This window comes from Staphylococcus sp. MZ3 (assembly GCF_018622755.1).
Lineage (GTDB): Bacteria > Bacillota > Bacilli > Staphylococcales > Staphylococcaceae > Staphylococcus > Staphylococcus aureus.
In genome coordinates, this window is sequence record NZ_CP076026.1 from 1,362,952 (window position 1) to 1,389,751 (window position 26,800).

General features: G+C 32.1%; 21 protein-coding genes. 17 read left to right on the forward strand and 4 right to left on the reverse strand.

The features are described from left to right. Positions 1-243: 243 nt before the first annotated feature. The 3 genes from rpsN (at position 244) to KI230_RS06655 (ending at position 2,685) form a co-directional block, all read left to right on the forward strand. Entirely contained in the window at positions 244-513 is a 270-nt protein-coding gene (gene rpsN, locus KI230_RS06645; protein ID WP_001085655.1) for a 30S ribosomal protein S14, read from the forward strand. A 156-nt stretch (positions 514-669) separates the two neighbouring features. Then, positions 670-1,647 carry a GMP reductase gene (gene guaC / locus KI230_RS06650; RefSeq protein WP_000688120.1) on the forward strand — a complete coding sequence of 326 codons (978 nt, stop codon included), beginning with the start codon at positions 670-672 and terminating at the stop codon, positions 1,645-1,647. 21 nt (positions 1,648-1,668) lie between these two features. Further along, positions 1,669-2,685 carry a CAP domain-containing protein gene (locus KI230_RS06655; RefSeq protein ID WP_214958356.1) on the forward strand — a complete coding sequence of 339 codons (1,017 nt, stop codon included), beginning with the start codon at positions 1,669-1,671 and terminating at the stop codon, positions 2,683-2,685. 379 nt (positions 2,686-3,064) lie between these two features. Here the strand turns inward: KI230_RS06655 and lexA are convergent, their stop codons facing one another. Continuing rightward, positions 3,065-3,688 carry a transcriptional repressor LexA gene (lexA, locus tag KI230_RS06660; protein ID WP_001208755.1) on the reverse strand — a complete coding sequence of 208 codons (624 nt, stop codon included), beginning with the start codon at positions 3,686-3,688 and terminating at the stop codon, positions 3,065-3,067. A gap of 142 nt (positions 3,689-3,830) precedes the next feature. Between lexA and sosA the strand changes: the two genes are divergently transcribed. The 8 genes from sosA to sbcC all read left to right on the forward strand — a co-directional run bounded on the left by sosA (position 3,831) and on the right by sbcC (position 11,993). Beyond that, complete coding sequence (gene sosA / locus KI230_RS06665) at positions 3,831-4,064, forward strand: DNA damage-induced cell division inhibitor SosA (RefSeq protein WP_000499650.1); 234 nt, start codon at positions 3,831-3,833, stop codon at positions 4,062-4,064. 136 nt (positions 4,065-4,200) lie between these two features. Then, on the forward strand, positions 4,201-4,440 hold the full coding sequence (locus KI230_RS06670) for a DUF896 domain-containing protein (RefSeq protein ID WP_000071351.1): 240 nt from the start codon (positions 4,201-4,203) through the stop codon (positions 4,438-4,440). Positions 4,441-4,560: 120 nt separating this feature from the next. Beyond that, positions 4,561-6,549 carry a transketolase gene (tkt, locus tag KI230_RS06675; RefSeq protein ID WP_000481436.1) on the forward strand — a complete coding sequence of 663 codons (1,989 nt, stop codon included), beginning with the start codon at positions 4,561-4,563 and terminating at the stop codon, positions 6,547-6,549. A 277-nt stretch (positions 6,550-6,826) separates the two neighbouring features. After that, positions 6,827-7,069 (forward strand): YneF family protein, encoded by a 243-nt coding sequence (locus tag KI230_RS06680; protein ID WP_000246909.1) that lies wholly within the window; start codon positions 6,827-6,829, stop codon positions 7,067-7,069. After that, positions 7,056-7,154 carry a hypothetical protein gene (locus KI230_RS06685; protein ID WP_031824583.1) on the forward strand — a complete coding sequence of 33 codons (99 nt, stop codon included), beginning with the start codon at positions 7,056-7,058 and terminating at the stop codon, positions 7,152-7,154. The genes KI230_RS06680 and KI230_RS06685 overlap by 14 nt, the downstream gene beginning before the upstream one ends. 93 nt (positions 7,155-7,247) lie before the next feature. After that, positions 7,248-7,715 (forward strand): CcdC family protein, encoded by a 468-nt coding sequence (locus tag KI230_RS06690; protein ID WP_000966142.1) that lies wholly within the window; start codon positions 7,248-7,250, stop codon positions 7,713-7,715. Positions 7,716-7,838: 123 nt separating this feature from the next. Further along, positions 7,839-8,960, forward strand: coding sequence for an exonuclease subunit SbcD (gene sbcD, locus KI230_RS06695; protein ID WP_000691303.1), 1,122 nt, complete (start codon positions 7,839-7,841; stop codon positions 8,958-8,960). A 3-nt stretch (positions 8,961-8,963) separates the two neighbouring features. After that, positions 8,964-11,993, forward strand: coding sequence for an exonuclease subunit SbcC (gene sbcC / locus KI230_RS06700; protein WP_049296478.1), 3,030 nt, complete (start codon positions 8,964-8,966; stop codon positions 11,991-11,993). Between the two features lie 70 nt (positions 11,994-12,063). On the opposite strand, the gene mscL is transcribed toward sbcC, so the two are convergent. Next, complete coding sequence (gene mscL / locus KI230_RS06705; RefSeq protein ID WP_000910489.1) at positions 12,064-12,426, reverse strand: large conductance mechanosensitive channel protein MscL; 363 nt, start codon at positions 12,424-12,426, stop codon at positions 12,064-12,066. Between the two features lie 203 nt (positions 12,427-12,629). On the opposite strand from mscL, the gene KI230_RS06710 reads away from it, so the two are divergent. The 3 genes from KI230_RS06710 to menI all read left to right on the forward strand — a co-directional run bounded on the left by KI230_RS06710 (position 12,630) and on the right by menI (position 18,521). Next, positions 12,630-14,276: a BCCT family transporter gene (locus KI230_RS06710; protein WP_001088978.1), complete on the forward strand. Its 1,647-nt coding sequence runs from the start codon at positions 12,630-12,632 to the stop codon at positions 14,274-14,276. Positions 14,277-15,168: 892 nt separating this feature from the next. Next, positions 15,169-17,874, forward strand: a complete 2,706-nt coding sequence (gene acnA / locus KI230_RS06715; RefSeq protein ID WP_000729744.1) for an aconitate hydratase AcnA — start codon at positions 15,169-15,171, stop codon at positions 17,872-17,874. A 179-nt stretch (positions 17,875-18,053) separates the two neighbouring features. Next, complete coding sequence (gene menI / locus KI230_RS06720; protein WP_214958353.1) at positions 18,054-18,521, forward strand: 1,4-dihydroxy-2-naphthoyl-CoA hydrolase MenI; 468 nt, start codon at positions 18,054-18,056, stop codon at positions 18,519-18,521. Between the two features lie 206 nt (positions 18,522-18,727). Here the strand turns inward: menI and KI230_RS06725 are convergent, their stop codons facing one another. Both KI230_RS06725 and plsY read right to left on the reverse strand, forming a co-directional pair. Then, positions 18,728-19,024, reverse strand: a complete 297-nt coding sequence (locus tag KI230_RS06725) for a HesB/YadR/YfhF family protein (RefSeq protein WP_001165377.1) — start codon at positions 19,022-19,024, stop codon at positions 18,728-18,730. Positions 19,025-19,399: 375 nt separating this feature from the next. Continuing rightward, positions 19,400-20,008, reverse strand: coding sequence for a glycerol-3-phosphate 1-O-acyltransferase PlsY (gene plsY / locus KI230_RS06730; protein WP_000972779.1), 609 nt, complete (start codon positions 20,006-20,008; stop codon positions 19,400-19,402). Positions 20,009-20,213: 205 nt separating this feature from the next. Between plsY and parE the strand changes: the two genes are divergently transcribed. The 3 genes from parE to alsT all read left to right on the forward strand — a co-directional run bounded on the left by parE (position 20,214) and on the right by alsT (position 26,317). Beyond that, positions 20,214-22,205: a DNA topoisomerase IV subunit B gene (gene parE, locus KI230_RS06735; RefSeq protein WP_001548666.1), complete on the forward strand. Its 1,992-nt coding sequence runs from the start codon at positions 20,214-20,216 to the stop codon at positions 22,203-22,205. After that, positions 22,205-24,607, forward strand: coding sequence for a DNA topoisomerase IV subunit A (parC, locus tag KI230_RS06740; protein ID WP_001289552.1), 2,403 nt, complete (start codon positions 22,205-22,207; stop codon positions 24,605-24,607). Before parE ends, parC begins: the two co-directional genes overlap by 1 nt. A 249-nt stretch (positions 24,608-24,856) precedes the next feature. Continuing rightward, on the forward strand, positions 24,857-26,317 hold the full coding sequence (gene alsT / locus KI230_RS06745; protein WP_000651160.1) for a glutamine transporter AlsT: 1,461 nt from the start codon (positions 24,857-24,859) through the stop codon (positions 26,315-26,317). Positions 26,318-26,800: the final 483 nt, after the last annotated feature.

The following is a 26,800-nucleotide window of genomic DNA, read 5'->3' on the forward strand; positions in this document are numbered from 1 at the left end:
TTAGCAAATGCTTGAAAGAGTATTTAATATAGTAGAATTTAAAATTTTAAAGCGGAATTTAATAAGTACGAAGTAATTCTGGATATGTTTTATAAATGTTCGACAATACACTTTAATGTTAAATATGATGGTTTAGAAAATGATTTAACAAAGAAATGAAACTTTACTGTTGAATTATGTGAGGATTGTGTTATTATATAAATCGTAATAATTACGATTTGATAAAAAGTGAGGTAACTATATATGGCTAAGAAATCTAAAATAGCAAAAGAGAGAAAAAGAGAAGAGTTAGTAAATAAATATTACGAATTACGTAAAGAGTTAAAAGCAAAAGGTGATTACGAAGCGTTAAGAAAATTACCAAGAGATTCATCACCTACTCGTTTAACTAGAAGATGTAAAGTAACTGGAAGACCTAGAGGTGTATTACGTAAATTTGAAATGTCTCGTATTGCGTTTAGAGAACATGCGCACAAAGGACAAATTCCAGGTGTTAAAAAATCAAGTTGGTAAAATCAAATTTCGTACTTTAGCCCATTTACAATATCAATAAAACAATGTACAGTATATACGAATGCTATAAACTGAATGTTTTCTCATATTAATAAGGAAACATTCGGTTTTTAATTTGCATTTAAAAATAATTAGTTTTTAAAGGGGCTATTTAAAGTGAAAATATTTGATTACGAAGATATTCAATTAATACCTAATAAATGCATAGTTGAAAGTAGGTCTGAATGTGATACAACTATCCAATTTGGTCCGAAAAAATTCAAGCTACCTGTAGTTCCTGCAAATATGCAAACAGTTATGAATGAGAAATTAGCGAAATGGTTTGCTGAAAATGATTACTTTTATATCATGCATCGTTTTGATGAAGAAGCAAGAATACCTTTTATAAAACATATGCAAAATTCAGGCTTATTTGCATCTATTTCAGTTGGTGTAAAGAAAGCGGAATTTGATTTTATTGAAAAGTTAGCTCAAGAAAAATTAATCCCCGAATATATTACAATAGATATTGCGCATGGTCACTCAGATTCAGTGATAAACATGATTAAACATATAAAAAAACATATACCTGATAGTTTTGTTATTGCTGGTAATGTTGGTACGCCAGAAGGTGTTAGAGAATTAGAAAATGCTGGTGCTGATGCTACCAAAGTCGGTATAGGTCCTGGTAGAGTTTGTATTACAAAGATTAAAACAGGTTTTGGTACTGGTGGTTGGCAGTTAGCGGCATTAAACATATGTAGTAAAGCAGCTCGTAAACCTTTGATTGCCGATGGTGGTATAAGAACGCATGGCGACATCGCTAAATCAATTAGATTTGGTGCATCAATGGTCATGATTGGTTCATTATTTGCGGCACACGAAGAATCACCTGGTGAAACTGTAGAACTTGATGGTAAACAGTATAAAGAATATTTTGGTAGTGCATCTGAATTTCAAAAAGGCGAACATAAAAATGTAGAAGGTAAAAAAATGTTTGTAGAACATAAGGGTTCATTAATGGATACCTTAAAAGAAATGCAACAAGATTTACAAAGCTCAATTTCATATGCCGGTGGAAAAGACTTGAAATCATTACGTACTGTAGATTATGTTATTGTTAGAAACTCTATTTTCAACGGTGATAGAGATTAATATTTATAGTAGGTGATGTAAATTAAAAAATTCATAGTAACTGTTGTTGCGTTTTTATCAATTATTATCATTGCGCCAATAACAGAATTTAAACCATTCATTCATTTACAAAATGAAGTAAGACAATATATTGACATTCACATCAATAAAGAAACAATTTCTGCGGAAAATAAATTGGATACACCGAAGAAACAACAATTTGCCTTTAATAATATACAAATGAACATGTCGAAATCAGATGTTGAGAAAACATTAAATAAACCAAAAAGAGTGACATTTAATGAATATGGTACGAAGTGGTATACGTATTATGATGACGATTACAATAATTTTATCATGGTAAGCTATATTAAAGATAAAGTAAATGCGTTATATACAAATCAAAATATCATTACTTCAAAATCAAAAATTAAATACAATACACCGAAATCGGTTGTAAGGCAAAGATTAGGCGAACCAGAGGCAGAGATTGTTAAAGCTAGAGTGCGTTACGAACAAAATAATAAAGAATATGATGTTTTCCATAAAAATCACATTTATACGACGGTATTTTATGATAAGCATCGACGTAATAATGTAACAGCTGTTTTACAAGTAAGTGATGCTATGGAAAATAGATTAAAAGAACAATATGGAGCACCTTCGAAATCGCTTGCAGATAGTTTTGAACTACAAAATTTTGATATAGTTAATGCTGAAAGAAAACAAAATCAATTATCTACATTGAAGTATTCTAAACAGAATTCTGAAACTGCTCGTAAGCATAGTAAAGATATGGCCAACAATCATTATTTTGATCATACAAATTTAAAAGGTCAATCACCATTTGATCGATTGAAAAAAGATGGTATTACATTTAACTCAGCCGGAGAGAATTTAGCATATGGTCAAGTTAGTAGTATCTATGCACATCAAGGATTAATGAATTCTATTGGTCACAGAAAAAATATTTTAAATGATACGTTTAAAATATTAGGTGTTGGTGTTGATTTTAATGATGAAAAACAACCTTTTTGGACAGAAAATTATACTGGTTAATGTTTTTGGCATGAGATTAAAGGGTAATGTTTGTCTGTAAGGAAGTAGATAAACATGATGACAACAGATAAACCAAAAGATGCGGATATACTTGAACGCGTCAAAGATATACTTAATAAAAAAGAAAGAAAAAAATAATAATGGCTCGCTCCTGTAAATTATTACGGGGGCGAGTTTTAATTTGTGTAACATTTTGCAGGAATCTGTAATTCAAAATTTATATTAAAGAATGAGATTATCTAACAATTCGCAATTTCTGTTTGAACTGAATTTAGATTAGAATAAATAAAACCTCTTGAAAACGAAACTTTTTCAAGAGGTCCAAAATTTATAAAAATGAGGGTTTAACAATTACGATAATATATAACGGTTTAAAATATTACATTTCGCGGTACAAACCAATTACTTTCCCAATTACAGCAACATTGTCGAGGTAAATTGGCTCCATTGTACTATTTTCAGGTTGTAATCGATAACGATTTTTTTCTTTATAGAAGCGTTTGACAGTTGCTTCATCTTCCTCAGTCATAGCAACAATAATGTCTCCATTTTCTGCTATGGTTTGACTGCGAACAATTACTTTGTCTCCGTCTAATATACCAGCCTCAATCATACTGTCGCCTACGACGTTTAATATGAATATGTCGCTATTATGTGTCGATGTTAAGTGTTCAGGTAATGGAAAATACTCTTCAATATTTTCTACAGCGGTAATAGGAACACCTGCTGTGACTTTACCAATAACTGGCACATGAATCGTTTCTTCCATATTAATATTATCATTTGTTTGATCACTTACAATTTCTATAGCACGTGGTTTCGTTGGATCTCTTCTTATATATCCTTTTTCTTCAAGACGTGAAAGGTGACCATGAACAGTTGAACTGGATGCTAAGCCAACTGCTTCACCAATTTCGCGAACACTAGGCGGATAACCTTTCATTTGAACAACTTGTTTAATATAGTTATATATTTCGCTTTGTCGTTTTGTTAATTCTCTCATATATAGGCACTCCCTAAATTAATTTAAATACAGTATATCATTAATTCACAACCAAAACAAACATTTGTTCGTTAAAATATTGACACAGAACATAAGTTCTGATAAATTACTTATACAAACAAATGTTCTAGGAGTGGAAATGATGTTTTACAATAAATATAAAAACGTATCAACATATATCATCATATTTTTAGTTTCAAGTGCAGCCTTTGCAATATTCTTGTTAAGTGCGAACGTTAGTGCTCACTCGGAACAAGTGTACGAAATGACTGACCATCAAATTAAGAACAATACGATAAATAAAGCATACGAACATAAAGACCCTACAAACAATGGCGAACAAAGAGATGGGAAAGTGTTCGCTTTAATAAATTGATACATTGTCACAACGTTATTTTGCCTATTTTTGCGAAATAGCGTTTTTTTATTACTTTTTTGCTGGTCTTAAATTTGTTATATTTTGTTAAAGTATTATAATGATTGAATAAACAAATTGAAGGTAGGTTTTTTAATTGAGTAATTCTGATTTGAATATCGAAAGAATTAACGAGTTAGCTAAAAAGAAAAAAGAAGTAGGATTAACTCAAGAAGAAGCAAAGGAGCAAACAGCCTTAAGAAAAGCTTATCTTGAGAGTTTTAGAAAAGGGTTTAAACAACAAATTGAAAATACTAAAGTAATTGATCCAGAAGGTAATGATGTAACACCTGAAAAAATTAAAGAGATACAACAAAAAAGAGATAATAAAAATTAAATCACAAATCTGTAAAGAATTTTCTGACATTATAACTTGAAATAAGTATTTTACTTATCTTTTTATTTTAAAATAAGTTATAATGTATTTGATAAAATTGAAGAAGGGAAGATACACAAGATGTTTAATGAAAAAGATCAATTAGCTGTTGATACGCTACGTGCACTAAGTATCGACACAATCGAAAAAGCGAATTCTGGTCATCCAGGATTACCTATGGGAGCTGCCCCAATGGCTTACACTTTGTGGACACGTCATCTGAATTTTAATCCACAATCTAAAGATTACTTCAATAGAGACCGTTTCGTATTATCTGCAGGGCATGGTTCAGCATTATTGTATAGCTTGTTACATGTTTCTGGTAGTTTAGAATTAGAAGAATTAAAGCAATTTAGACAATGGGGTTCTAAAACACCAGGTCATCCTGAATACAGACATACAGATGGTGTAGAAGTTACTACTGGACCACTTGGACAAGGTTTTGCTATGTCAGTAGGATTAGCTTTAGCAGAAGATCACCTAGCAGGGAAATTTAATAAAGAAGGATATAATGTTGTAGATCATTACACATATGTATTAGCTTCTGACGGTGATTTAATGGAAGGTATTTCGCATGAAGCAGCTTCATTTGCTGGACATAATAAATTAAGTAAATTAGTTGTTTTATACGATTCAAATGATATTTCATTAGATGGCGAATTAAACAAAGCTTTTTCTGAAAACACAAAAGCTCGTTTTGAAGCATATGGTTGGAATTACTTACTAGTTAAAGATGGTAATGATTTAGAAGAAATTGATAAAGCGATTACTACAGCTAAATCTCAAGAAGGACCAACGATTATTGAAGTTAAAACAACAATCGGATTTGGTTCACCGAATAAAGCAGGAACTAATGGTGTTCATGGGGCACCTTTAGGTGAAGATGAAAGAAAATTAACATTCGAAAATTACGGTTTAGATCCTGAAAAACGTTTTAATGTTTCAGAAGAAGTATACGAAATTTTCCAAAATACTTTGTTAAAACGTGCTAATGAAGATGAATCTCAATGGAATTCATTATTAGAAAAATATGCAGAAACATATCCTGAATTAGCAGAAGAATTTAAATTAGCGATTAGTGGTAAATTGCCTAAAAATTATAAGGATGAATTACCACGTTTTGAACTGGGTCATAATGGTGCATCTCGTGCTGATTCTGGTACTGTTATTCAAGCAATCAGTAAAACTGTCCCTTCATTCTTTGGTGGATCAGCAGACCTTGCTGGTTCAAACAAATCCAATGTAAATGATGCAACTGATTATAGTTCTGAAACACCTGAAGGTAAAAATGTGTGGTTTGGTGTACGTGAATTTGCTATGGGTGCTGCTGTAAATGGTATGGCTGCACATGGAGGTTTACATCCATATGGTGCAACATTCTTCGTATTTAGTGATTATTTAAAACCAGCGTTACGCTTATCATCAATTATGGGATTAAATGCTACGTTCATCTTCACACATGATTCAATTGCAGTAGGTGAAGATGGTCCTACTCATGAACCAATTGAACAATTAGCTGGACTAAGAGCCATTCCAAATATGAATGTTATCCGTCCTGCAGATGGTAATGAAACAAGAGTAGCATGGGAAGTTGCCTTAGAATCTGAATCTACACCTACTTCATTAGTATTGACACGTCAAAACTTACCGGTTTTAGATGTACCAGAAGATGTAGTTGAAGAAGGCGTTCGAAAAGGTGCCTATACAGTTTATGGCTCTGAAGAGACACCAGAATTCCTATTATTAGCTTCAGGTTCAGAAGTTAATCTTGCAGTTGAAGCTGCTAAAGATCTTGAAAAGCAAGGTAAATCAGTGCGTGTTGTTTCAATGCCTAACTGGAATGCATTTGAACAACAATCTGAAGAATATAAAGAATCAGTTATTCCATCAAGCGTAACAAAACGTGTTGCGATTGAAATGGCTTCACCGCTAGGATGGCATAAATATGTGGGTACTGCAGGTAAAGTTATTGCTATTGACGGCTTTGGCGCAAGTGCACCTGGCGATCTAGTAGTTGAAAAATATGGCTTTACAAAAGAAAATATCTTAAACCAAGTTATGAGCTTATAAGAATAATTTATAAAGCGAGTATGTTTAGAAGTCTAGGATGCATAATCTTAGGCTTCTTTTAAAGTGTTGAAATTTAGAGTATAGCACTCAAACTACATCATAAGTGATAAGTTTTGAAAATATACTATTTCAGATTAATCTTTAAAACCTCTGTTATAACAGCATGATTTTTGATATTATTTTTAGTATCGATATTAAAATACTTGAATAAACTAGTTCTTGAAATAATGTGATGAATTTAGTAAAATTCAGTAGGATAAAGAAAGCGGGTGAAACAATGGCAACTTGGTTAGCAATTATTTTTATAGTAGCTGCATTAATTTTAGGTTTAATTGGAGGTTTCCTTTTAGCTAGAAAATATATGATGGACTACTTGAAGAAAAACCCACCAATCAACGAAGAAATGCTTCGTATGATGATGATGCAAATGGGTCAAAAACCTTCTCAGAAGAAAATTAATCAAATGATGACGATGATGAATAAAAATATGGATCAAAATATGAAGAGTGCGAAAAAGTAAATTCGCAATTGATAGAGGCTATTTTCCAGATATGGAAATAGCCTCTTTTTATAATCAAATTAATAAAAACAAATATGTTTATTAAAATTAAAGTTAACAAAATGACGAATAGACTGAGAAATGCTATAATTCATTTTGTATGATTTACAGAGAGTTTATTTAACGAGAAGGTGTCTGCGTGCTCTATTTAATATTTTCAATCATTGTAGCTTTATTTATGGGAACTATAGTTATAGTTATTCGTATGAAAGCTCAAAATTATCCGGTAAATGAGAAAAAAATAGTTTTGCCACCGTTTTTTATGGCGACCGGTGCATTGATGTACGTCGTTCCATATTTTAGGCTAACAGGATCGGAAATGCTAGAAGCCTTTATAATTGGTTTGCTTTTTTCTACAGTTCTAATTTGGACTTCTCGATTTGAAGTCAAAGGTACAGAAATTTATATGAAACGATCTAAAGCATTTCCAGTTATTTTGATTTCATTACTTATCATTCGTACTGTGATGAAAATATTCATTAGTAATGAAATAGATCCTGGAGAATTAGGCGGCATGTTCTTTTTATTAGCATTCTGTATGATTGTTCCTTGGAGAGCAGCAATGCTATATAAATACAAAAAACTAAAGAAAACATTAATCAATTAATTACTTTTAAAACCACTTGTGATCGACTTCTAAATCAGTCAATGAGTGGTTTTAATTTTACTTGAAAAGGTGAAATGATTATATTAAAATAAAAGCGAACAAATGTTCTATATGGAGGCAGTAATGAAAATTATACATACAGCAGACTGGCACTTAGGGAAAATATTAAATGGCAAACAGCTTTTAGAAGATCAAGCGTATATTTTAGATATGTTCGTAGAAAAAATGAAAGAAGAAGAACCTGATATCATTGTGATAGCTGGAGATTTATATGACACAACATATCCAAGTAAAGATGCAATCATGTTATTAGAACAAGCGATTGGAAAGTTAAATTTAGAACTGCGTATACCAATAATTATGATTAGTGGAAATCACGATGGTAAAGAGAGGTTAAACTATGGGGCGAGTTGGTTTGAACATAATCAGTTATTTATAAGAACAGATTTTACATCGATTAATTCACCAATAGAGATAAATGGGGTTAATTTTTATACACTCCCTTATGCTACTGTGAGCGAAATGAAACACTACTTTGAAGATGACACCATTGAAACACATCAACAGGGAATTACGCGCTGTATTGAAACAATAGCACCGGAAATTGATGAAGATGCCGTCAATATTTTAATTAGTCATCTGACTGTTCAAGGTGGAAAGACATCTGATTCTGAAAGACCATTAACTATTGGAACGGTTGAATCAGTTCAGAAAGGTGTTTTTGATATATTTGATTATGTCATGCTAGGTCACTTGCATCATCCATTTAGTATAGAAGACGACAAAATTAAATATAGTGGCTCCTTATTGCAGTATTCATTTTCGGAAGCGGGTCAAGCTAAAGGGTATAGACGTGTAACAATTAATGATGGCATTATTAACGATGTATTTATTCCTCTTAAGCCACTTAGACAATTGGAAATTATCTCAGGCGAATATAATGATGTTATTAATGAAAAAGTTCATGTGAAAAATAAAGATAATTATTTACATTTTAAACTTAAAAATATGTCTCATATTACTGATCCAATGATGAGTTTAAAACAAATTTATCCTAATACTTTAGCGCTGACGAATGAAACTTTTAATTACAATGAAGAAAATAATGCTATAGAAATAAGTGAAAAAGATGACATGTCAATTATCGAAATGTTTTATAAACATATAACTGATAAAGAATTATCGGATATCCAATCTAAAAAGATAAAAAATATTTTAGAAAACGAATTGAGAAAGGAGGATTAATGAATGAAACCATTACATTTAAAGTTGAATAATTTCGGCCCCTTTTTAAAAGAAGAAATTGATTTTTCTAAAATTGATAATAATGAATTGTTTTTAATAAGTGGTAAGACTGGATCGGGTAAAACAATGATTTTTGATGCAATGACTTATGCCTTGTTTGGTAAAGCATCAACTGAACAAAGAGAAGAAAATGATTTGAGAAGTCATTTCGCTGATGGTAAACAGCCGATGTCAGTAACATTTGAATTTCAATTAAATCATCGAATTTATAAAGTGCATAGACAAGGCCCTTATATCAAAGAAGGTAATACAACAAAAACGAACGCTAAATTTGATGTATTTGAGATGGTGGATGGCAAGTATGAAATTAGAGAAAGTAAAGTAATTTCAGGTACCCAATTCATTATTGAATTATTAGGAGTAAATGCAGATCAATTCCGACAATTGTTTATTTTGCCTCAAGGTGAATTCAAACGCTTTTTAATATCAAACAGTCGTGAAAAGCAAGGGATATTAAGAACACTGTTTGACAGTGAAAAATTTGAAGCTATACGAGAAATATTAAAAGAAGAAGTAAAAAAAGAAAAAGCTCAAATCGAGAATAGATATCAACAAATTGACCTTTTATGGCAAGAAATTGAATCATTTGATGATGACAATATAAAAGGCTTATTAGAGGTTGCCACTCAACAGATAGACAAATTGATTGAAAATATACCACTTTTACAAGCTAGGTCGAAAGAAATACTAGCATCTGTAAATGAAAGTAAAGAAACTGCTATTAAAGAATTTGAAATAATAGAAAAGAAAACATTAGAAAATAATATATTAAAAGATAATATTAATCAACTCAACAAAAATAAAATTGATTTCGTTCAATTGAAAGAACAACAACCTGAAATAGAGGGAATTGAAGCTAAGTTAAAGTTGTTACAAGATATTACAAACCTATTGAATTATATTGAAAATAGAGAAAAAATTGAAACTAAAATTGCTAATAGCAAAAAAGATATTTCTAAAACCAATAATAAAATATTGAATCTTGATTGTGATAAGCGAAACATAGACAAAGAGAAAAAAATGTTAGAAGAAAATGGAGATTTAATTGAAAGTAAAATCTCTTTTATTGATAAAACTAGAGTATTATTTAACGATATTAATAAGTATCAACAAGGTTATCTCAATATTGAACGCTTGAGAACTGAGGGTGAACAATTAGGTGATGAATTAAATGATCTAATTAAAGGTTTAGAAACGGTCGAAGATTCAATAGGTAATAACGAAAGTGATTACGAGAAAATTATCGAACTAAATAATACGATAACGAACATAAATAATGAAATTAATATAATTAAAGAAAATGAAAAAGCTAAAGCTGAATTAGATAAACTATTAGGTAGTAAGCAAGAGTTAGAGAATCAAATTAATGAAGAAACATCTATATTGAAGAATCTCGAAATAAAATTAGATCGCTACGATAAAACAAAATTGGACTTAAATGATAAAGAAAGCTTTATAAGTGAAATTAAATCTGCTGTAAATATTGGAGATCAATGTCCGATATGTGGTAATGAAATTCAGGATTTAGGGCATCATATTGATTTTGAAAGTATTGCTAAACGTCAAAATGAAATTAAAGAAATTGAAGCAAATATCCACGCTATAAAATCGAATATTGCTGTGCATAATTCTGAAATTAAATTTGTTAATGAAAAAATATCGAATATTAATATTAAAACGCAAAGTGATTTTTCACTTGAAGTATTGAATAAGCGTCTGCTAGAAAATGAAAATGCATTGAATAATCAAAGAGATCTTAATAAATTTATAGAACAAATGAAAGAAGAAAAAGATAATCTAACGTTGCAAATTCATAATAAACAATTGCGTCTAAATAAAAATGAATCTGAGTTGAAATTATGTCGAGATCTCATCACTGAATTTGAAACACTCTCGAAATATAATAATATCACTAATTTTGAGGTGGATTATAAGAAGTATGTTCAAGATGTGAATCAGCATCAAGAACTCTCAAAGGAGATTGAAGATAAGTTAATGCAATTGTCTCAAAGAAAGTTAATTGAGCAAAATAATCTAAATCACTATGAAAATCAACTAGAAACTTACAATAATGACTTAGAATTGAATGAACAATCTATTGAAATGGAAATGTCGAGGCTGAATTTAACTGACGACAATGATATAAATGAAATAATAGCCTGGAGGGGCGAGCAAGAGGAATTAGAGCAGAAAAGGGATACTTATAAAAAACGTTATCATGAATTTGAAATGGAAATAGCTAGGTTAGAATCATTAACCAAGGATAAAGAGTTATTGGACTCTGATAAATTAAAAGATGAATATGAGCTAAAAAAAGAAAAGATGAATACACTGATAGATGAATACTCTGCTGTTCATTATCAATGTCAAAATAATATTAATAAAACACAATCTATAGTTTCGCATATTAATTACTTAAATCAAGAATTAAAGGATCAACAAGAAATTTTTCAATTGGCTGAAATTGTCAGTGGTAAGAATAACAAAAATCTTACATTGGAAAACTTTGTCTTAATTTACTATTTAGATCAAATTATTGCCCAAGCAAATCTGAGATTAGCAACAATGTCAGATAATCGATACCAACTAATTAGGCGAGAAGCGGTTTCTCATGGTCTTAGTGGCCTAGAAATTGATGTATTTGATTTGCATTCAAATAAGTCTAGACATATTAGCTCGTTATCAGGTGGAGAAACTTTCCAATCGTCGCTTGCATTAGCTTTAGGGTTAAGCGAAATTGTACAGCAGCAATCAGGAGGTATTTCACTAGAATCAATATTTATTGATGAAGGATTCGGTACATTAGATCAAGAAACGCTTGAAACAGCGTTAGACACTTTATTAAATCTTAAATCAACTGGTAGAATGGTTGGGATTATTTCACATGTGAGCGAATTGAAAAATAGAATACCTTTAGTTTTAGAAGTGAAATCAGATCAATATCAGAGTTCAACAAGATTCAAAAGAAATTAAAACATAAAAAATAGAGATGGTACTTTGGAATGTATAGAACAACCTTAGCCCATCTCTTTTTATTTAAAAATTATTTTTTCTCACGTAATAAATCTCTGATTTCAGTTAATAACACAACATTTTCTTCCACAACTGCTTCTTCTTCGGCTTCTTCTTTCTTCATTAATGTATTTGCAATCTTAACAAAGATGAATAAAGCAAACGCGATGATAATAAAGTCGATAACAGATTGGATAAACAAACCGTATTTAATACCCCAGAATGACCATTCTTTAGCAAAATCAACTGATCCGAAAATTTTACCAATTAATGGCATAATGATATTTTCTACTAATGAAGATATAATCTTGTTGAAAGCTGCACCCATCACAACAGCAATTGCTAAATCTAAGACGTTACCTTTTAAGGCGAACTCTTTGAATTCTTTTAACATTACACTCAACCTCTCTTTTTTAAATGTAACCTCAATTATACAACAAATAAAAAAATTAGAAAATAGATTATTCAAGAAAATTTGATTATCGCAAAGACCTTTGTTATCCTATAAAGGTGCGTGAGTTATTGAATAAAATGTTTAGATAATCTTTTTATTCTACTACATAAAATTAAATATAGAATTGAAGGGAGTAATTAATTATGAATTCTTCTTCACCAGAGAATCCAAATGGAAAGAAGTATTCACCAGTCTTCATCTATAGTGCAATTGTTGTTGCTATAGTCGTATTACTTGGTGCATTTTTACCTGAACAATTCAACTATGTTACCAATAATATTAAAATGTGGATTACAGAAAAGTTAGGTTGGTATTATCTTATTCTTACTACGATTATCGTGTTCTTCTGTATATTCCTTATTTTTAGTCCTATTGGAAAACTTAAACTAGGTAAACCAAATGACAAACCTGAGTTTAATACAATTTCATGGTTTGCTATGTTGTTTAGTGCTGGTATGGGGATAGGTTTGGTGTTTTATGGTGCAGCTGAACCGATGGCGCACTTTGCTACGCCACCTACAGCAGATCCCAAAACTACTGAAGCTTATACTGAAGCTCTACGTTCAACATTTTTCCATTGGGGATTCCATGCTTGGGCTGTTTATGGTGTTGTTGCGTTAGCGTTGGCATATTCGCAATTCCGTAAAGGTGAACCAGGTTTATTATCTAGAACTTTACGTCCTCTTTTAGGTGATAAAGTAGAAGGTCCTATTGGAATTTTTATTGACGTTTTATCTGTATTTGCGACAATCGTTGGGGTAGCCGTTTCGTTAGGTATGGGTGCTCTACAAATTAATGGTGGTTTACATTACTTGTTCAATGTTCCAAACAATACGTTTGTACAAGCGATTATCATCATTGTTGTTACTATCTTATTTATAGCAAGTGCATGGTCTGGATTAAGTAAAGGTATTCAATACTTAAGTAACTTGAACATTGGTTTAGGTACTATTTTAATGGTAGCTGCTTTAATTGTTGGACCAACTGTTCTTATTTTAAATATGTTAACTAGCTCTACGGGTAGTTTACTAAACACATTCTTGTTTAATAGTTTTGATACAGCAGCTTTAAATCCTCAAAAACGTGAATGGATGTCTTCATGGACACTTTATTACTGGGGTTGGTGGTTAAGTTGGAGTCCATTCGTTGGAGTGTTTATTGCACGAGTTTCAAAAGGACGTTCAATTAGAGAGTTCATTTCTGGTGTCTTGCTAGTTCCAGCAATTGTTAGTTTTGTTTGGTTTAGTGTCTTTGGTGTATTAGGCATCGAGACAGGTAAGAAACACAAAGAAATTTTTGATATGACTCCTGAAACACAGCTATTTGGAGTGTTTAATCATGTGCCATTTGGCATTGTTTTATCGTTGATTGCATTATTATTAATTGCATCATTCTTTATTACATCTGCTGACTCAGCAACATTTGTATTAGGAATGCAAACAACATTTGGTTCATTAAATCCATCTAGTATGGTAAAAGTTGTTTGGGGAATTTCACAGGCCTTAATAGCATTTGTACTTTTATTAGCTGGTGGCGGTAACGGCGCTGAAGCTTTAAATGCGATTCAAAGTGCTGCAATTATAAGTGCATTCCCATTCTCCTTTGTCGTCATACTCATGATGGTAAGTTTCTACAAGGATGCGAACCAGGAACGTAAATTCCTAGGTTTAACATTGACTCCGAATAAACATCGCTTACAAGAATATATCAAGAGTCAACAAGAAGATTATGAATCTGACATTCTTGAAAAGCGTCAGTCACGTAGAAATATAGAGAAAAAAGATAACTAATAAAGTTTAGTTAAGTATTTTAATAACAAGTAGTATGTCATTCTAGTAGCTAGAACAGATATACTACTTGTTTGTTTTTGTGGAAAATTGAGTATATTCAAAAGGATAAGAACGAGAATTTCGTTATTAAACTACGAATTCTCGATTTTTTTATATTTTAAGATAGGTTTATTTCTGACAACTTAATAGAAAGGGGTTTGACAAAGCTAAAGTGAAGTTTGACGGTATAAACAAAAATTAACTATACTTTTATAAAAAATTAACTCAGGCTGGGACATAAATCAATATTCTATGCTCTACGAAGTTATATTGGCAGTAGTTGACTGAACGAAAATGCGCTTGTAACAAGCTTTTTTCAATTCTAGTCAGGGGCCCCAACACAGAGAATTTCGAAAAGAAATTCTACAGGCAATGCGAGTTGGGGTGAGGGCCCCAACACAGAAGCTGACGAAAAGTCAGCTTACAATAATGTGCAAGTTGGGGATGGGCCCCAACAAAGAGAAATTGGATTCCCAATTTCTACAGACAATGCAAGTTGGGGTGGGACGACGAAATAAATTTTGCGAAAATATCATTTCTGTCCCACTCCCACCAAAAGAATGACATTGAAAAGAAATATTAAAGTTTGGCGCCACAATTTTCTTTCTGCTCAATGAAATAATACGTTTGAAAATTGAATTGAATCATTCACGAAATTGATAATTATTCTCAATTAATAAAAAATACTTATTACACCTTACCTGTATGATAAGTTTTGCTTATATACTCTGATTAAAAAGTCAAAACCTAAATTAAGCGTTTTCTAAGCATGATGAGTTGTTTATCAATAAATATAATAATACAATTTAATCAAGGCATATAAATATAAAAATGTATCAAGGGGGATCATTAAATGGCTGCAAATTTTAAAGAGCAATCAAAAAAACATTTTGACTTGAATGGCCAAAGTTATACTTACTATGATTTAAAAGCTGTAGAAGAGCAAGGTATTACTAAAGTTTCCAATTTACCTTATTCAATTCGTGTTTTGTTAGAATCTTTACTTCGTCAAGAAGATGATTTTGTAATTACAGACGATCATATTAAAGCTTTAAGTCAGTTTGGAAAAGATGGAAATGAAGGCGAGGTACCATTTAAACCTTCTCGTGTTATTTTACAAGATTTCACAGGTGTACCAGCCGTAGTTGATTTAGCTTCTTTACGTAAAGCAATGGATGACGTTGGGGGAGATATTACTAAAATTAATCCAGAAGTACCGGTGGATTTAGTTATTGACCACTCAGTTCAAGTGGATAGCTATGCAAATCCAGAAGCTCTTGAACGTAATATGAAATTAGAATTTGAACGTAACTATGAACGTTATCAGTTTTTAAATTGGGCAACGAAAGCATTTGATAATTACAATGCAGTTCCTCCTGCAACTGGAATAGTTCACCAAGTTAACTTAGAATATTTAGCAAGTGTTGTACATGTTCGTGATGTAGATGGTGAAAAAACTGCATTTCCAGATACATTAGTTGGTACTGATTCACATACAACAATGATAAATGGTATTGGCGTACTAGGATGGGGTGTTGGTGGTATTGAAGCTGAAGCTGGAATGCTTGGACAACCTTCTTATTTCCCAATTCCAGAGGTTATTGGTGTACGACTAGTAAATTCATTACCACAAGGCGCAACAGCAACTGATTTAGCGTTAAGAGTAACTCAAGAGCTACGTAAAAAAGGTGTTGTTGGTAAATTTGTGGAGTTCTTTGGTCCAGGTGTACAACATTTACCACTAGCAGACCGTGCTACAATTGCAAACATGGCACCAGAGTATGGAGCAACTTGCGGATTCTTCCCAGTTGATGATGAATCTCTTAAATATATGAAGTTAACTGGTAGATCAGACGAACATATCGCGCTAGTAAAAGAATATTTGAAACAAAACCATATGTTCTTTGATGTTGAGAAAGAAGATCCTAATTATACAGATGTTATCGAATTGGATTTATCAACAGTTGAAGCATCGCTTTCAGGACCAAAACGTCCTCAAGATTTAATTTTCTTAAGTGATATGAAATCATCATTTGAAAATTCTGTAACAGCTCCAGCAGGCAACCAAGGACACGGTTTAGATAAAAGTGAATTTGATAAGAAAGCTGAAATTAACTTTAAAGATGGATCAAAGGCTACAATGAAAACAGGTGATATTGCAATAGCAGCAATTACATCATGTACAAATACATCTAACCCTTATGTAATGTTAGGTGCAGGTTTAGTTGCTAAAAAAGCAGTTGAAAAAGGCTTGAAAGTTCCTGAATACGTTAAAACTTCTCTAGCACCAGGATCAAAAGTTGTTACCGGATATTTAAGAGATGCTGGCTTACAACCTTATTTAGATGATTTAGGCTTCAACTTGGTTGGTTATGGATGTACAACTTGTATCGGTAATTCAGGTCCTTTATTACCAGAAATTGAAAAAGCGATTGCTGATGAGGACCTATTAGTGACATCTGTATTATCTGGTAACCGTAACTTTGAAGGTCGTATCCATCCTCTTGTTAAAGCCAATTACCTAGCTTCACCACAGTTAGTTGTTGCTTATGCATTAGCTGGAACGGTTGATATTGATTTACAAAATGAACCTATTGGTAAAGGTAATGACGGTGAAGATGTATATTTGAAAGATATTTGGCCATCAATTAAAGAAGTTTCAGATACCGTTGATAGTGTTGTAACACCTGAATTATTTATTGAAGAATATAATAACGTATACAATAACAACGAATTATGGAATGAGATTGATGTAACTGATCAACCTCTATATGACTTTGATCCTAATTCAACATACATTCAAAATCCATCATTCTTCCAAGGATTATCTAAAGAACCGGGTACGATTGTTCCATTAAATGGTTTACGTGTTATGGGTAAATTCGGTGATTCTGTGACAACTGACCACATCTCTCCAGCAGGTGCAATTGGTAAAGATACGCCAGCTGGTAAATATTTACAAGATCATCAAGTGCCTATTCGTGAATTTAATTCATATGGTTCAAGACGTGGTAATCACGAAGTAATGGTTCGAGGTACGTTTGCTAATATACGTATTAAAAACCAATTAGCGCCAGGTACTGAAGGTGGTTTTACAACTTATTGGCCAACAAATGAAGTAATGCCTATCTTTGATGCTGCAATGAAATATAAAGAAGATGGTACAGGTTTAGTTGTATTAGCTGGTAACGATTATGGTATGGGTTCATCTCGTGACTGGGCAGCAAAAGGTACAAACTTATTAGGTGTTAAAACAGTTATTGCACAAAGTTATGAACGTATCCATCGTTCAAATTTAGTTATGATGGGTGTATTACCATTAGAGTTTAAAAAAGGTGAATCAGCTGATTCTCTTGGTCTAGATGGTACAGAAGAAATTTCTGTTAATATTGATGAAAATGTTCAACCACATGACTACGTCAAAGTTACTGCTAAGAAGCAAGATGGTGATTTGGTAGAATTTGACGCTATGGTTCGTTTTGACTCACTTGTTGAAATGGATTACTATCGTCACGGTGGAATTTTACAAATGGTTTTAAGAAATAAATTAGCGCAATAAAAAATAGATATCACAGTAAAATTTTAATCGGTATTTGAGGCACTTTGATAGTGCTCAAAAATACTTCTATAAACTTTATGATATAATAGGTCGGTTCAAAACCTTTGTGTTCTTGGCCGGCCTCTTCTTGTATTTTATGTTAGAATGAGATATAAAGTTAAACTGAAAGAAGGCTTAAAATGATATATAGTATTACAGAAATAGAAGCGCGTTATGCTGAAACTGATAAGATGGGTGTAATTTATCACGGGAATTATGCAACTTGGTTTGAAGTTGCGCGGTTGGATTATATATCGAAGTTAGGTTTTAGTTATGCTGATATGGAAAAACAAGGAATCATTTCACCTGTGACTGACCTCAATGTCAATTATAAAAAGTCTATTTTTTATCCAGAAAAAGTTAAAGTTAAAACTTGGGGTGAAAAATATTCGAGATTACGTTCAGTGTATAAATATGAGATTTTTAATGAAAAAGGTGAACTTGCAACTACAGGTTCCACAGAATTGATTTGCATTAAAGAAGATACTTTTAAGCCTATACGGTTGGATCGTTATTTCCCAGATTGGCATGAAGCTTATAGTAAAGTGCAAACGCTCAATAATGAAGGGAAAACAGTAGAGATAATGGATGGTATTGATTCTTTATAAGTTACTGTAAATGTTTGGAGAGGCAATATTAACAATTAATCTATAAAAAATAGCCAATACGTTAACATTAATGTAATTAGCGTGAAGATAAGCTAATATATAGCAAAAACGAACTTGTTCATACAACATCAGATGTGCTAAACCAAAGTACAACTTCCGAGGTTCAGGACACATCAGAATGTGTAAACAAGTTCGTTTTATTTTAGTTATTTTGTGGAATAAGAAATTTCATCTTCGTGATCAACTACATTTACAATAATGTGGTCATCTTCAAAGTACCACAAATCTTTTTCCGCTACGACAACATTTAAATCGTCATATTGTTGTTCATAGCCAATATCAACATCTTCCTTTGGTTCAACTGTAAAAGCAGGACTAAATCCTTGCTTGAGTTGGAATTCGCCACCATATCTTACAAAAAACACGAGCACTTTATTATTTTCAGGCAACTCAAGTTCATTTTTAAACCAAGTTACTGCTGCATCAGTAAGTTCTATTTGCATAACAATGACCTCCTATATTTATTACAGAATGGGAGTGGGCCAACTTGTATTATTTGTGGAATTTCTTATCGAAATTCTCTGTGTTGGAGCCCACCCCAACCTGCTCATTATTGTAAGCTGAATTTCCATAAGCTTCTATGTTGGGACCCCCGACCAGAATTGAAAAAACCTAGTTATAAGCGCATTTTGTTCGGTTAACTACAGCTAATATAACATTGTGGAGCCTATGACATTGATTTATGTCTCGGTCTCAAATGTTCTTGTAAAAAAACTAAGTATAGTTGAATTTTAAGTTAAAAAAATTGTTTTTGCAAAAATAAAATAATCCATCAACTGCAAAAAAATATGCAATGATGGACTAATGTCAAAAAATTGTTACATCCATTTTATTTTAGGTTCTTCGCCTCTAAAAATCCTTGCGATATTAGAGCGATGTCTAATTATCAATATGATTGAAACTAAGAAACTAACGACTAATAAAATATAGTCTTGAATGATAAGCGAGCCAATCACACAGCAAATTGCTGCAACGATACTTGCTAAAGAAACATATTTAAAAATCTTCAATACAATAAAGAAGATAATTGCAAGTATTAGTAAAAGTATCGGATTGACTCCCAAGACGACACCTGCACTAGTTGCAACAGCTTTGCCACCTTGGAATTTTAAATAAACAGGATAAACGTGTCCAAGTATAGCGAATAAGCCAACAATTAAACCATTTGTAAAAAAAGTACTAATAGGGCCATCTGCGTGAACTGGTAACCATAAAGGGAAGAAAACAGTTATGAACCCTTTGAAAATATCTAGAAATGTTACCAAGAATCCTGCAGGACGACCTAATACTCTAAAGCTATTAGTAGCGCCAGTATTACCACTACCAAATTGTCTAATATCTTTTTTGAAAAATAATTTTCCAATTACGAATCCACTTGGGAAAGCGCCGATAAGATAACTTAGTAGTAACATGACGATTATCATCATAAATATTACACATCCTTTAATATCTTAGGACTATTTTATCATATTCGTTTAAATTACGGCTAAAAATTTTAAAAACGGGGATTAATATATGGAATTAAGCTATGAAAGTTAATTGATACTTGCATTTTACGCTGATTTATATAAGAATAACTATTGTATAGTTTTAAAAACGAACGTACGTTTGCAGGAGGCGAAATCATTGGCAATGAATAAACAAAATAATTATTCAGATGATTCAATACAGGTTTTAGAGGGGTTAGAAGCAGTTCGTAAAAGACCTGGTATGTATATTGGATCAACTGATAAACGGGGATTACATCATCTAGTATATGAAATTGTCGATAACTCCGTCGATGAAGTATTGAATGGTTACGGTAACGAAATAGATGTAACAATTAATAAAGATGGTAGTATTTCTATAGAAGATAATGGACGTGGTATGCCAACAGGTATACATAAATCAGGTAAACCAACAGTCGAAGTTATCTTTACTGTTTTACATGCAGGAGGTAAATTTGGACAAGGCGGCTATAAAACTTCAGGTGGTCTTCACGGTGTTGGTGCTTCAGTTGTAAATGCATTGAGTGAATGGCTTGAAGTTGAAATCCATCGAGATGGTAATATATATCATCAAAGTTTTAAAAACGGTGGTTCGCCATCTTCTGGTTTAGTGAAAAAAGGTAAAACTAAGAAAACAGGTACCAAAGTAACATTTAAACCTGATGACACAATTTTTAAAGCATCTACATCATTTAATTTTGATGTTTTAAGCGAACGACTACAAGAGTCTGCGTTCTTATTGAAAAATTTAAAAATAACGCTTAATGATTTACGCAGTGGTAAAGAGCGTCAAGAGCATTACCATTATGAAGAAGGAATCAAAGAGTTTGTTAGTTATGTCAATGAAGGAAAAGAAGTTTTGCATGACGTGGCTACATTTTCAGGTGAAGCAAATGGTATAGAGGTAGACGTAGCTTTCCAATATAATGATCAATATTCAGAAAGTATTTTAAGTTTTGTAAATAATGTACGTACTAAAGATGGTGGTACACATGAAGTTGGTTTTAAAACAGCAATGACACGTGTATTTAATGATTATGCACGTCGTATTAATGAACTTAAGACAAAAGATAAAAACTTAGATGGTAATGATATTCGTGAAGGTTTAACAGCTGTTGTGTCTGTACGTATTCCAGAAGAATTATTACAATTTGAAGGACAAACGAAATCTAAATTGGGTACTTCTGAAGCTAGAAGTGCTGTTGATTCAGTTGTTGCAGACAAATTGCCATTCTATTTAGAAGAAAAAGGACAATTGTCTAAATCACTTGTGAAAAAAGCGATTAAAGCACAACAAGCAAGGGAAGCTGCACGTAAAGCTCGTGAAGATGCTCGTTCAGGTAAGAAAAACAAGCGTAAAGACACTTTGCTATCTGGTAAATTAACACCTGCACAAAGTAAAAACACTGAAAAAAATGAATTGTATTTAGTCGAAGGTGATTCTGCGGGAGGTTCAGCAAAACTTGGACGAGACCGCAAATTCCAAGCGATATTACCATTACGTGGTAAGGTAATTAATACAGAGAAAGCACGTCTAGAAGATATTTTTAAAAATGAAGAAATTAATACAATTATCCACACAATCGGGGCAGGCGTTGGTACTGACTTTAAAATTGAAGATAGTAATTATAATCGTGTAATTATTATGACTGATGCTGATACTGATGGTGCGCATATTCAAGTGCTATTGTTAACATTCTTCTTCAAATATATGAAACCGCTTGTTCAAGCAGGTCGTGTATTTATTGCTTTACCTCCACTTTATAAATTGGAAAAAGGTAAAGGCAAAACAAAGCGAGTTGAATACGCTTGGACAGACGAAGAGCTTAATAAATTACAAAAAGAACTTGGTAAAGGCTTCACGTTACAACGTTACAAAGGTTTGGGTGAGATGAACCCTGAACAATTATGGGAAACGACGATGAACCCAGAAACACGAACTTTAATTCGTGTACAAGTTGAAGATGAAGTGCGTTCATCTAAACGTGTAACAACATTAATGGGTGACAAAGTACAACCTAGACGTGAATGGATTGAAAAGCATGTTGAGTTTGGTATGCAAGAGGACCAAAGTATTTTAGATAATTCTGAAGTACAAGTGCTTGAAAATGATCAATTTGATGAGGAGGAAATCTAGTGAGTGAAATAATTCAAGATTTATCACTTGAAGATGTTTTAGGTGATCGCTTTGGAAGATATAGTAAATATATTATTCAAGAGCGTGCATTGCCAGATGTTCGTGATGGTTTAAAACCAGTACAACGTCGTATTTTATATGCAATGTATTCAAGTGGTAATACACACGATAAAAATTTCCGTAAAAGTGCGAAAACAGTCGGTGATGTTATTGGTCAATATCATCCACATGGAGACTTCTCAGTGTACGAAGCAATGGTCCGTTTAAGTCAAGACTGGAAGTTACGACATGTCTTAATAGAAATGCATGGTAATAATGGTAGTATCGATAATGATCCGCCAGCGGCAATGCGTTACACTGAAGCTAAGTTAAGCTTACTAGCTGAAGAGTTATTACGTGATATTAATAAAGAGACAGTTTCTTTCATTCCAAACTATGATGATACGACACTCGAACCAATGGTATTGCCATCAAGATTTCCTAACTTACTAGTGAATGGTTCTACAGGTATATCTGCAGGTTACGCGACAGATATACCACCACATAATTTAGCTGAAGTGATTCAAGCAACACTTAAATATATTGATAATCCGGATATTACAGTCAATCAATTAATGAAATATATTAAAGGTCCTGATTTTCCAACTGGTGGTATTATTCAAGGTGTTGATGGTATTAAAAAAGCTTATGAATCAGGTAAAGGTAGAATTATAGTTCGTTCTAAAGTTGAAGAAGAAACTTTACGCAATGGACGTAAACAGTTAATTATTACTGAAATTCCATATGAAGTGAACAAAAGTAGCTTAGTAAAACGTATCGATGAATTACGTGCTGACAAAAAAGTCGATGGTATCGTTGAAGTACGTGATGAAACTGATAGAACTGGTTTACGAATAGCAATTGAATTGAAAAAAGATGTGAACAGTGAATCAATCAAAAATTATCTTTATAAAAACTCTGATTTACAGATTTCATATAATTTCAACATGGTCGCTATTAGTGATGGTCGTCCAAAATTGATGGGTATTCGTCAAATTATAGATAGTTATTTGAATCACCAAATTGAGGTTGTTGCAAATAGAACGAAGTTTGAATTAGATAATGCAGAAAAACGTATGCATATCGTTGAAGGTTTGATTAAAGCGTTGTCAATTTTAGATAAAGTAATCGAATTGATTCGTAGCTCTAAAAACAAGCGTGACGCTAAAGAAAACCTTATCGAAGTATACGAGTTCACAGAAGAACAGGCTGAAGCAATTGTAATGTTACAGTTATATCGTTTAACAAATACTGACATAGTTGCGCTTGAAGGTGAACATAAAGAACTTGAAGCATTAATCAAACAATTACGTCATATTCTTGATAACCATGATGCATTATTGAATGTCATAAAAGAAGAATTGAATGAAATTAAAAAGAAATTCAAATCTGAACGACTGTCTTTAATTGAAGCAGAAATTGAAGAAATTAAAATTGACAAAGAAGTTATGGTGCCTAGTGAAGAAGTTATTTTAAGTATGACACGTCATGGATATATTAAACGTACTTCTATTCGTAGCTTTAATGCTAGCGGTGTTGAAGATATTGGTTTAAAAGATGGTGACAGTTTACTTAAACATCAAGAAGTAAATACGCAAGATACCGTACTAGTATTTACAAATAAAGGTCGTTATCTATTTATACCGGTTCATAAATTAGCAGATATTCGTTGGAAAGAATTGGGACAACATGTATCACAAATAGTTCCTATCGAAGAAGATGAAGTGGTTATTAATGTCTTTAATGAAAAGGACTTTAATACAGATGCATTTTATGTTTTTGCGACTCAAAATGGCATGATTAAGAAAAGTACAGTGCCTCTATTTAAAACAACGCGTTTTAATAAACCTTTAATTGCTACTAAAGTTAAAGAAAATGATGATTTGATTAGTGTTATGCGCTTTGAAAAAGATCAATTAATTACCGTCATTACTAATAAAGGTATGTCATTAACGTATAATACAAGTGAACTATCAGATACCGGATTAAGGGCAGCTGGTGTTAAATCAATAAATCTTAAAGCTGAAGATTTCGTTGTTATGACAGAAGGTGTTTCTGAAAATGATACTATATTGATGGCCACACAACGCGGCTCGTTAAAACGTATTAGTTTTAAAATCTTACAAGTTGCTAAAAGAGCACAACGTGGAATAACTTTATTAAAAGAATTAAAGAAAAATCCACATCGTATTGTAGCTGCACATGTAGTGACAGGTGAACATAGTCAATATACATTATATTCAAAATCAAATGAAGAACATGGTTTAATTAATGATATTCATAAATCTGAACAATATACAAATGGCTCATTCATTGTAGATACAGATGATTTTGGTGAAGTAATAGACATGTATATTAGCTAAAAACTATATGCAATCACGAAATTAAATGATAAAATACAGTAATGTTAAATTTTGACTAAATTCAAGGGATTTATATTAAATGCTGACCAAGTACTTATCGTTAAATTAGCGATATACTTTGACCAAACTAATATAAATCTCTTGTATTGTATAAGAAATGATGATGTATCTCTATATTTACTGAAGTTTCAATTCGGTCTAATTTTATAGAAGGTACATGATTCATGTAGAGGATGCGAGGGGTTTATTTTGAAAGATTTCGATAGTTTAATACCTGGATGGTTTAAAGAATTTGTCCATGTTGGTACCGATTTAATATGGTCTCAATATTTAATTGGTCTATTATTGACAGCTGGATTCTTCTTTACGATTAGTTCTAAATTCGTTCAATTACGAATGTTACCTGAAATGTTTAGAGCTTTAGTAGAACGTCCAGAAACTTTAGAAGATGGTAAGAAGGGTATTTCGCCATTCCAAGCATTTGCGATTAGTGCTGGTTCGAGAGTTGGTACTGGTAATATTGCTGGTGTTGCGACTGCGATTGTTTTAGGCGGTCCAGGTGCAGTATTTTGGATGTGGGTTATTGCATTTATAGGTGCAGCGAGTGCATTTATAGAAGCGACTTTGGCTCAGGTTTATAAAGTACATGATAAAGATGGTGGATTCCGTGGTGGTCCAGCTTACTATATTACTAAAGGTTTAAATCAAAAATGGCTAGGTATCGTATTTGCGATTTTAATTACAATTACATTTGCATTTGTATTTAACACAGTGCAATCTAATACAATTGCGGAGTCGTTAAATACGCAATATAATATTAGTCCAGTAATCACAGGTATTATTTTAGCAATCGTAACAGCTATTATTATATTTGGTGGTGTACGTAGTATTGCTACGTTATCTTCGTTAATTGTACCGATTATGGCTATCATTTACATTGGTATGGTTTTAGTAATATTGCTATTTAATTTAGATCAAATTGTTCCTATGATAGGTACGATTATTAAAAGTGCATTTGGTATCGAACAAGTAACTGGTGGCGCTGTAGGTGCTGCGGTTCTTCAAGGTATCAAACGTGGTTTATTCTCTAACGAAGCTGGTATGGGTTCTGCGCCGAATGCAGCGGCAACTGCTGCCGTACCACACCCTGTTAAGCAAGGTTTAATCCAATCATTAGGTGTGTTCTTTGATACAATGTTGGTTTGTACAGCAACTGCAATCATGATTTTACTATATTCAGGATTGAAATTTGGTGATAACGCACCTCAAGGTGTTGCAGTTACTCAATCAGCACTTAATGAGCATTTAGGTTCTGCTGGAGGTATTTTCTTAACAATAGCAGTTACACTGTTTGCATTTTCATCTGTGGTAGGTAATTACTATTACGGTCAATCTAATATTGAATTTTTATCAACAAACCGTGTAATATTATTTATCTTTAGATGTCTTGTTGTAGTACTTGTCTTTGTCGGTGCAGTTGTAAAAACAGAAACAGTATGGAATACGGCAGACTTATTTATGGGCTTAATGGCAATTGTAAACATTATTTCCATTATAGGACTGTCCAATGTAGCTTTTGCATTGATGAAAGATTATCAAAAGCAGAAAAAAGAAGGCAAGAACCCTGTCTTTAAACCTGAAAACTTAGAAATTAACTTATTTGGAATTAGTGCTTGGGGCGCTAACAAATATAAGAACTCTGATAAATAAATATTTTTAATGTAACGATTCATTATATAAAAATCAAATAAACCCTGAGGTTTTCAAATTAAAGCGAAAATCTCAGGGTTTTAAATTTGTACTCAATAATCATCTGTATCATTACACTAGTTAATCTAAGATTTGATTATATATTAATATAGTAAGGTTGAGATTTATTTCCTCCATTGGTGTGCAAAGACTATACCATTGATAAGACATATTGTTGGATAGATGAATATAAATTTATTTTAGCTTTGCACAATTTAATAGTACGTTTTAGTTTGTATTGAGTATTAATTCAGATAATATATAAATAAATAGAATTATTTGTAAATATGGGAGTCAGATTTTTTTATTATAGTTATTCCACTTTGAGAGGCATCGAAATTAAATTAAGATATATCATATAGGATAGGCGTGTAATAGAACACAAGTATTTAAATTATTATACTTTCAAGTTAGACATTTCCGATATATAATCTTAATAATAGA